The sequence below is a fragment of the Williamsia sp. genome (assembly GCF_016462415.1).
Taxonomy (GTDB): domain Bacteria; phylum Actinomycetota; class Actinomycetes; order Mycobacteriales; family Mycobacteriaceae; genus Williamsia_A.
Genome location: NZ_JAEMTF010000006.1, coordinates 71,957 through 80,532, shown reverse-complemented (window position 1 = coordinate 80,532; position 8,576 = coordinate 71,957). Strand labels below are relative to the sequence as shown.

8 protein-coding genes and 1 pseudogene are annotated in these 8,576 nt (G+C 68.4%); 5 read left to right on the top strand and 4 right to left on the bottom strand.

All coding sequences use genetic code 11. The annotated features are described in order from the left end of the window. Positions 1–248: pseudogene (locus JHC79_RS02755) on the bottom strand (hypothetical protein); the annotation flags it as partial. A 68-nt stretch (positions 249–316) separates the two neighbouring features. Between JHC79_RS02755 and JHC79_RS02750 the strand changes: the two are divergent. Next, positions 317–1,600: an alpha/beta hydrolase gene (locus JHC79_RS02750; RefSeq protein WP_296388334.1), complete on the top strand. Its 1,284-nt coding sequence runs from the start codon at positions 317–319 to the stop codon at positions 1,598–1,600. Positions 1,601–1,604: 4 nt separating this feature from the next. Here the strand turns inward: JHC79_RS02750 and JHC79_RS02745 are convergent, their stop codons facing one another. After that, positions 1,605–1,814: a DUF2510 domain-containing protein gene (locus tag JHC79_RS02745; RefSeq protein ID WP_296388333.1), complete on the bottom strand. Its 210-nt coding sequence runs from the start codon at positions 1,812–1,814 to the stop codon at positions 1,605–1,607. Positions 1,815–2,003: 189 nt separating this feature from the next. Here JHC79_RS02745 and JHC79_RS02740 point away from each other — a divergent pair, with 189 nt between their 5' ends. Next, positions 2,004–3,479, top strand: a complete 1,476-nt coding sequence (locus JHC79_RS02740; RefSeq protein ID WP_296388332.1) for a DUF4185 domain-containing protein — start codon at positions 2,004–2,006, stop codon at positions 3,477–3,479. Between the two features lie 9 nt (positions 3,480–3,488). Here the strand turns inward: JHC79_RS02740 and JHC79_RS02735 are convergent, their stop codons facing one another. Together JHC79_RS02735 and JHC79_RS02730 are read right to left on the bottom strand one after the other, a co-directional pair. After that, a complete protein-coding gene (locus tag JHC79_RS02735; protein WP_296388331.1) occupies positions 3,489–4,991 on the bottom strand; it encodes an amino acid permease in 1,503 nt (500 codons plus the stop codon). Between the two features lie 77 nt (positions 4,992–5,068). Beyond that, complete coding sequence (locus JHC79_RS02730) at positions 5,069–5,719, bottom strand: NUDIX domain-containing protein (protein WP_296388355.1); 651 nt, start codon at positions 5,717–5,719, stop codon at positions 5,069–5,071. An 81-nt stretch (positions 5,720–5,800) separates the two neighbouring features. Here JHC79_RS02730 and JHC79_RS02725 point away from each other — a divergent pair, with 81 nt between their 5' ends. From JHC79_RS02725 to JHC79_RS02715, 3 genes are all read left to right on the top strand, one after another. Continuing rightward, the gene (locus JHC79_RS02725; RefSeq protein ID WP_296388330.1) at positions 5,801–6,709 is read left to right on the top strand and encodes an ADP-ribosylglycohydrolase family protein; all 909 of its coding nucleotides are present in this window, start codon (positions 5,801–5,803) and stop codon (positions 6,707–6,709) included. An 18-nt stretch (positions 6,710–6,727) separates the two neighbouring features. After that, positions 6,728–7,237, top strand: coding sequence for an O-acetyl-ADP-ribose deacetylase (locus JHC79_RS02720; protein ID WP_296388329.1), 510 nt, complete (start codon positions 6,728–6,730; stop codon positions 7,235–7,237). Positions 7,238–7,278: 41 nt separating this feature from the next. After that, positions 7,279–8,576: NAD(P)/FAD-dependent oxidoreductase (locus JHC79_RS02715; protein WP_296388328.1), on the top strand; the 1,298-nt coding region annotated here is incomplete at its 3' end.

Here is an 8,576-nt window from a genome sequence, read left to right as displayed (position 1 = left end):
AACACGGCGACGAAGAACGCGGCGACGATCCACCCCATCGCGACGCGATACCGATAGAGGACGATCAGGGCGACACCGAGGACGATCTCGACGACCCCGGAGGCGATGACGACGAAGTCGGCGTTCAGCGGGACCCAGTCGGGAACCTGAGCGTGGAAGGTGTCGCGGGCGAACGTCAGATGCGCGGTGCCGGCGAAGATGAGGAACCCGCCCAGAACTCCACGGGCGGCGTTGCGGATCCAGGACATGGGTCACATCCTGCCGGAGGCCGCGGATCGACGTGACTCGATCAGTGAACAACTGTACTCTCAAAGCCATGAACAACGTGGTTGAACAGCGCCGCACCGAGGTCCGCGAGCTGACCCGTCTCGCGTTGGCCGAGCTCGGCGACGCGACGTCCGGCATCGCCAAGGTCCACTCCGCCATCTCCGATCACGTGTTCACCGGCCTGCGCCTCGGGCTCGGCGACTTCGTGACCCCGGCGAAGACGGTGCACGACGCCATCGCCGGTGGCACCTACTCGGTGATCACCGCCGTCTGCGACACCGCGTCGGAGATCGCCGGCGAGACCGCCAACGGCTGGGGGCGGCCGCCGTCGGAGACCACCAAGGGTGCGATGGTCATCGCCGCCGTCAACGGACTGATCGGCGACCACCTCGACAACCAACAGAGCCCACTGGCCCAGCCCATGGCCATCCGTGTCGACGGCGTACCCGTCGCGCCCACCGTCGGCGCACTCGCCGCCGCCTTTCCCGCGGCCACCGGTCGGGTCGTGGTCTTCCTGCACGGACTGATGGAGACCGAGGCGGCGTGGACGCTGACCGGCGCGCCGACCTACGGAGCGCGACTGCGCGACGATCTCGGCGCCACCGAGGTCCAGATCCGCTACAACACCGGCAAACACGTCTCGGAGAACGGCCGTGAGCTGGAGAAGCTGATGGCCGAACTCGTCGTCTCCTGGCCGGTGCCCGTGCACGAGATAGCGTTCGTCGGGCACTCGATGGGCGGCCTCGTGGTGCGCAGCGCCTGCTTCCAGGCGGCCACCGCCGAGCGGCTGTGGGTGAAACGAGTGCGCCACGTCGTGTGCCTCGGGACGCCGCACCTGGGGGCCCCGCTGGAACGGTCGGTGCATTACCTCAGTGCCGCTTTGGACAAGCTGCCCGAGTCGCGGCCGTTCGCGCGTCTGCTCCGCCGCCGCAGCTCCGGCGTGCGCGACCTGTTCCACGGCTCACTCGTCGACGAGGACTGGACCGGCCGCGACATCGACGCGCTGAAGGTCGCCGCCGTGCAGGAGGTCCCGTTGTTGGAGAACGCCACCCACTGCTTCGTCTCGGCGACGGTCACCCGCAACGCACGTCATCCGGTGGGTCGCATGATCGGCGACGGGCTGGTGCTGGTTCCCAGTGCCTCGGGTCGGAACAAGACCCGCCACATCGGGTTCCGCGACGAGGACGGCTTCGCGATCGCCTCGGCCAACCACTTCACCCTGCTCAACCACGTCGAGGTCTACGACTGGTTGTTGGCCCGGCTCTCGACCCCGCCGGGTGCGTCCGAGCCCGACGCGGTCCGCCCGCCGAGCACGGACATCGGTCGCTGCTGAACCGTCAGCGGTTCCGTTCCTCCTCGTTGGGTCGGGTGTCGTCGGTCCACCCGGAACCGTCGTGGCGACGCTCGATCGACGGGTCGTGCAGGTCGGGGTACCAGCCGGCCGGAATGGGCGGCGGCTTCTCCCGGTAGTAGCGGACAAGCGCGAAGATCACCCCGATCGCGATGATCACGGCGATCACGAGCACGACGACGATCCAGGTTGGCATGTGCTCAGTATGTCGCCCGGCGTAGGTCCCACAGGGCAGATCGCCGCGCCTGCGTCGCGGCCGGTGGGTATCGGCATGGTCTCGGGAGCATCTCGGGTCCCCGTCCATTTTCGGAGACGTCACCCTGTGACCGGTCACATGTTAGGTTCAGCCTCGCTCAGTGAACGATCAGTGGAACGGGGATCAGGCATGCTTCGACGGCTGGTGGCGATCACGATCGCCGGGTGTGCGCTGCTGCCCGCCCTCGGCGGCGCGCCCGCCGTGGCGGCGCCCGCACGGTCGGTGGCCCTCCCGAGTTCGGGATGTGCCAACGACCTCCCGCAACCGGCCCGGCCGTCGGCGCCCTCGGCCCCGAACATCCGGATCCCCATCCCGTACCTGAAGGTGCAGCCCGTCCCGCGCTACGGGCCGTTGCAGAACAACAAGCGGATCCCGTCGCAGCAGCCCCTCGCGGACTTCTGCAAGGACCCGTGCCCGGACATCACCGACCCTCCGCCGCCGACCAGCGCGGTCGGGACCGGTTCGGGGAACATCCCGATCCCCAAACTGTCGTTCGTGCCGCGGCCGTTCCTCACCGTCCCGGTCCCGGTGCCCGGTGGTACCCCGCCGCCGTTCCAGGCGCGTCCTCCGCGCGTTGCACCGGGGTCGACGCCTGGTTCGCTCACGCCCAAGATGGGCAACCCCCGGGTCGGCGCCTCGAACTACGTGGCGCAGGTGACGGGCAGGGGATCGACGGGCCGCACCGACAAGCGCTTTCAACTCAACGGGACCGACCTGGGCATCATGTGGCAGTCCAAGCCCGGGCAGGTCGCGATCGCGTTCGGCGACAGCTTCGGCAAGGGGTTCCGCCCGCCCGGCGCCAACGGCGGTGACTGGCGGTCCAACGTCCTGGGATTCAGCGACGACACGAAGCTCTCCGATGGCCTGAAGATCAGGACGATGGTGCAGGACAGTCGCTGCCATGCCGCCGAGCTGTTGGCGAGCCGAAAGATCAACAACGCCGAACAGACCGTCATCCCGACCTCGGGCTTCGCACTCGGCAACCGTCAGTACATGAGCTACATGTCGATCAACTCGTTCACGTTGCCCGGGCAGTGGATCACCAACTACGGCGGTCTGGCCTACTCCGACGACGGCGGGTCGACGTGGGTCAAAGACCAGTACGCGCGCTGGGACAACATCTTCGGCGGCAACGCCAACTTCCAGGTGTCGGCGATGGTGCCGCAGGGTGACTGGGTCTACATGTTCGGCACGCCCAACGGCCGACTCGGCGCCACCGCTTTGGCGCGGGTTCCCAAGAACCAGATCCTGAACAAGACTGCCTACCAGTACTGGGTGCGTGGCCGCTGGATCCCGACCCGCAACGGCGACCAGGCGACCCCGATCTTCGGCGGCCCCAACGGTGAGCTGTCGGTGCGCTACGACGAGAAGTCCAAGCTCTGGCAGGCCACCTACCTCGACGTGCTGCGCAGCGCGATCGTGTTGCGCCAGTCACGGTCTCCGCAGGGACTCTGGTCGGAACCGTCGAACCTGGTCTCCAGCATCAAGTATCCGCAGCTCTACGGCGGGTTCATGCACCCGTGGTCGACCGACAAGGATCTGTACATCACCACCACGACGTACACCAGCTACAACGTCGACCTCATGCACATCCGCACGAACTGAAACCGTCGGTCATTCCAGGGTTTTGGTGACCTTCGCTTCCGACGGCAGATCGACCAGCTTCGCAGCCAACCGGGCGTGCCGCCGCCCGTAGGCGAGGTAGATGACCATGCCCAGGACCAACCACACCAGGAACCGCAGCCAGGTGCCCACGACGAGGTTGAGCATCAGGTAGATGCAGGCGAGTGCCGAGAGGATCGGGACGATCGGTGACAGCGGCACCCGGAACGGTCGCTTCAGGTCGGGCTTGGTGCGGCGCAGTATCGGTACCGCGATCGAGACGATCAGGAACGCGAACAGCGTTCCGATGCTGACCATCTCGGACAGATCGGTCAGCGGGATCAGGCCGGCGAGGATCGCGACGAAGATCGTGGTGCCGACGGTGAACCGGAACGGGGTGCCGAACCGCGGGGACGACTTGGCCACCGACTGGGGCAGCAGCCCGTCGCGGCCGAGGGCGAAACCGATGCGGCTCATGGCGATGATGTCGACCAGGATCACCGAGGTGAGGCCGGCGACCGCGGCTATCGCCACGAACGTCCCGGCCCAACTGGCGTTGTTGGCGTCGAACGCCTTCGCGATCGGTGCACTGGAGTCGAGGTCGGTGTACTTCTGCATGCCGGTCACGACGAACGCGACCATGACGTAGAGCGCGGTGCACAGGCCGAGCACGATCAGCAGGGCCCGGGGGATGTCGCGGGCGGGGTTTCGGGTCTCCTCGCTGAGGTTGGCCACCGCCTCGAAGCCGGTGTAGGCGAAGAACACCACCGCAGCGGCGGTGAACAGCCCCGAGACGCCGAACGTGGCGGGTTCGAAACCGCCCAGCCACTGCAGCAGCGGTTGGTCGATGGTGTCGACCTTGGTCGTGGTGGCCTGCGACGTGGGGATGAACGGCAGCAGGTTCGCCTTCTTCATGAAGAACGCGCCCACGATGATGATGAACACCGAGATCGCGACCTTGACGAGCACGAGGGTGTTGGTGACGCGCGCCGACTCCTTGACGCCCACCGCGGCGATGGCGCCGAGCACCAGGACGATGGCGACCGCCCCGATGTTGACCGTGGACTCCTCGGTGAACAGCGACGGCGGCAACCCGAACAGATCGGCGAGGTACCCCGACCAACTGCGGGCGACCACGGCGGCACCGAGCGCGAACTCGAGGACGAGGTCCCACCCGATGATCCAGGCGAAGACCTCGCCGAGGGTCGCGTAGGCGTAGGTGTAGGCGCTGCCCGCGGTGGGGACGGCCGACGCCAGCTCGGCGTAGCACAGGGCGGCGAGCATGCTGACGAGCCCGGCGATGAGGAACGAGACGACCACGGCCGGTCCGGCGTTCTCCTTCGCCTGGATGCCGGTCAAGGTGAAAATGCCGGTGCCGATGACGATTCCGACGCCGAATCCCACGAGGTCGCGGGTGCGGAGGGTCTTGCGGAGTCCGCTGCCCTCCCCGTCGCCCTCGCCCCCGGCGGCGTCGGACTTGATCGCCTCGACTGTTTTGGTACGCAACACACTCATGCTGCTGACGCTACTGCGCGCCGTAAGGGCTGCGAGACCATATCCCTGCGCTGCCGGATATGTCGTGTTCTGTTTCTTCAGGCGTCGGGGTGCGCCCGGATCCGTCGGAAGAGCTCGGCGGGCCGTCCCGCGTCGGCGGTGACGAGTTCTCCGGTGCCCTCGATGTGGGTGAGCATCCGTCGTCGGAAGGTGTCCTTGGGCAGCGGCCGACCGACGATGGCCTCGTGGACACGGCGGAGCTCGAGCAGGGTGAACCGGTCGCCGAGCAGTGCGTCGGGGTCGGCGTCGTCGGCGTAGCGCGCACGCAGATCGTGCACGGCCGCGGTGACCATGTCGTCGTGGTCGAAGGCGAGGGGGAGTGCGCTCCGGTCGTCGACGATCTCGACCAGTTCGGCGGTCGGGGGCAGTGAATGCGAAGGCGACGCGGATCCGTGCGCCATCGACAGCACCCATCCGCGGTCGTCGCGGGCGGGGTCGTCGTAGAGGCCGAGCTGGTGAAAGGCGAGGTCGCCAACGCCTGCCTTGTCCCGCAGCGCGCGGGCGGCCGCGTCGGCGAGCCGTTCCCCGGGATGCAGGAAGGTGCCGGGCAACGCGCGACCGAAGGGGCCGTCGACGACGAGCAAGCGCAACCCACCGTCGAGGACGGTCAGCACGGCCACGTCGACCGCAACCGACGGCCGCGGATGATCGGTCAGGGCTCGCCCCTGCGCGTCGGTCCACACCACGATTGCACTTTAGCGCAGACATGCGCTAACCTTTAGCGCGGAAGTGAGCTAATGGTCGGGTCGGCCGGATGAGGAGAGATCGCGATGATCCTGGATGCAACACAGCGTGACCGCGCGGCCGGGGCGCTGCTCGGATCTGCCGCGGGTGACGCCCTCGGTGCCGGGTACGAGTTCACCTATCCCGCCGACGATGTCGTCATCGACATGATCGGCGGCGGACCGTTCGACTGGGCGCCTGGGGAGTGGACCGACGACACCTCGATGGCCATGGCGGTTGCGGCCGGGTTGTCGCCGGGGCGGGTCGATCTCGACGCCATCGCGGCGGCCTTCGCCGACTGGTACGACACCCGTCCACCCGACATCGGCAACCAGACGCGCAGCGTCCTGTCGGGTCGGGATCGCACCGCGGCGCCGATGGCGGCTCGCGCCGCGTCGATCGCCGGGCGGACCGGCGGCAACGGGTCGCTGATGCGGACCGCGCCCGTTGCGCTGGCGTTCCTCGAGGACGACACCGCCTGCGCTGCGGCCGCCGCCGCGATCAGCGACCTCACCCACGCCGACGACCGTGCCCGCGAGGCCTGCCAGATGTGGTCGGTGGCGATCGCGCACGGCGTCCGCACCGGTTCCCGCGACGGCCTCCGGCGCTGGGTGGTCGACGCGCCGGCGGACGTGCGCGGGTACTGGGAACCGTTGCTGGACATGGCGCAGTACAGCTCGCCCGCCGATTTCCCGAACAACGGCTGGGTGGTGCACGCCTTGCAGACCGCCTGGTGGGCGATCTGCGCGGCCGACGGCGACCTGCCGAGGGCGCTGGAACTGTGTGTCCGCGCGGGCAACGACACCGACACCACGGCGGCGATCGCCGGTGGGTTGCTCGGCGCGTGTGCGGGCGCATCGGCAGTCCCCGACCGCTGGCGGGACGTGCTGCACGGGTACCCCGGACTGATCGCATCCGACCTCGCGGCCCTCGCCGGCCGCATCACCGGCAACTGACTCCCGAGAGGAACCATCATGACCATCATCGATGTGACGCAGGGCGACATCACCGCCGTCCGCAGTGACGTCATCGTCAACGCGGCCAACCGCACCCTGCTCGGCGGTGGCGGCGTCGACGGCGCCATCCACCGCGCCGGCGGACCGGACATCCTTCGCGAATGCGAACTGATCCGCGCCGTCACCCTGCCCGACGGGCTCGACGTGGGGGCCGCGGTCGCCACCACCGCCGGTCGGTTGCCCGCGCGGTGGGTCATCCACACCGTCGGGCCGCGCTGGTCACGGAACGAGGACCGGTCGCAGATCCTGCGTCTGGCCTACTCCCGGTGTCTGCTACTGGCGCGGTCGCTGGGCGCGGACTCGATCGCGTTCCCGCTCATCTCGGGTGGCGCCTACGGATGGCCTGTCGACGACGCTGTGGCCCAACAGGTTCGCGCGATCAAGGAGTCCGAGGTCTCGGTCGACCTCGTCACGCTGGTCGCGTATTCCGCCGACATCGCGCGTCTCACCCGGGCCGCCGTCGGCTGAGGTGGTGATACGGCCGGGATCCGGTGAGGCAGTATTGGTTCATGCCTGAGCAACGCCCCCACGTATTGATCATCGGCGGCGGGTTCGCCGGATTGTTCGCCGCGCGCAAGCTGCGGAGGGCCGCGGTGTCGGTGACGCTGATCGACCGCGGCACGAGCCACGTCTTCCAGCCGTTGCTCTACCAGTGCGCGACCGGGCTGCTCTCCGAGGGCGACATCTCCAGCCCACTGCGCCATCTGCTGCGCAAGCAGCGCAACATCTCCGTCCTGCTGGGTGAGGCCACCGACATCGACGCGCAGTCGAAGACGGTCCGTGCCCGCCGGTTCGACGGATCGTCGTTCGACCTGAGCTACGACTACCTGATCATGGCCGGTGGGGCTCGGCAGTCGTATCACGGCAACGAGGCCTTCGAGGAGTTCGCGCCGGGGATGAAGTCCGTCGACGATGCGCTCGCGATCCGCCGCAAGATCATCTCCTCGTTCGAGATCGCCGAGACCCTGCCCACCGCGGATCTGCGTCGGCCGTGGCTGACCTTCGTGGTCAGTGGCGGTGGGCCCACCGGGGTGGAGCTGGCCGGTCAGATCCGCGAGATGGCCATCCGGTCGTTGGCGCGTGAGTTCGACACGATCGACCCCACCGAGGCCACCGTCGTACTGGTGCACGGCGGCGAGCGGGTGTTGGAGTCGTTCCATCCGAGTCTGTCGGCGAAAGCGCAACGGACGCTGGACAAGATCGGTGTCGAGACCCGACTGGGTCTGCACGTCACCGATGTCGGGACCGACTACGCGGTCACGACCGACAAGAAGACCAAGGCGACGGTTCAGATCGACACGCACACGGTGTTGTGGACCGCGGGCGTCGAGGCGGTTCCGTTCGCCGGGGCGCTGAACTCCGCCGCCGGGGTCGAACCCGCCCGTGGCGGAACCATTCCCGTCGGACCGGACCTGCGCGTGGCGGGCCACCCCGAGATCTTCGCCGTCGGCGACGTCATGAGTCTGGACAAGCTGCCCGGTGTCGCCGAGGTCGCGATGCAGTCGGGCCACCATGCGGCCACGCTCATCAAGCGGGACGTCGCGAAGAAGGGCGATGCGAGCGCGCCGTTCAAGTACCGCGATCTCGGCACCGCCGCCTACATCTCGCGGCACCACGCGCTGCTGCAGTCCGGGCCGATCCGGCTGTCGGGATACCTCGGCTGGGTCGGATGGGGCTTCATCCACATCGCGTTCCTGGCCGGCGGCCGCAATCGGGTGTGGACGCTCGCGGGCTGGGCGTCGACCCTCGGAACCGGGAGCCGCGGCGAGCGCGCCATCACCTTCGGCGATCCGGCCACCGCGCGTCG

Coding starts and splice junctions, on each gene's coding strand:
- JHC79_RS02720 (WP_296388329.1), top strand. CDS start 6,728: ATGACCATCATCGATGTGACGCAGGGCGACATCACCGCCGTCCGCAGT.
- JHC79_RS02745 (WP_296388333.1), bottom strand. CDS start 1,814: ATGCCAACCTGGATCGTCGTCGTGCTCGTGATCGCCGTGATCATCGCG.
- JHC79_RS02725 (WP_296388330.1), top strand. CDS start 5,801: ATGATCCTGGATGCAACACAGCGTGACCGCGCGGCCGGGGCGCTGCTC.
- JHC79_RS02750 (WP_296388334.1), top strand. CDS start 317: ATGAACAACGTGGTTGAACAGCGCCGCACCGAGGTCCGCGAGCTGACC.
- JHC79_RS02735 (WP_296388331.1), bottom strand. CDS start 4,991: ATGAGTGTGTTGCGTACCAAAACAGTCGAGGCGATCAAGTCCGACGCC.
- JHC79_RS02740 (WP_296388332.1), top strand. CDS start 2,004: ATGCTTCGACGGCTGGTGGCGATCACGATCGCCGGGTGTGCGCTGCTG.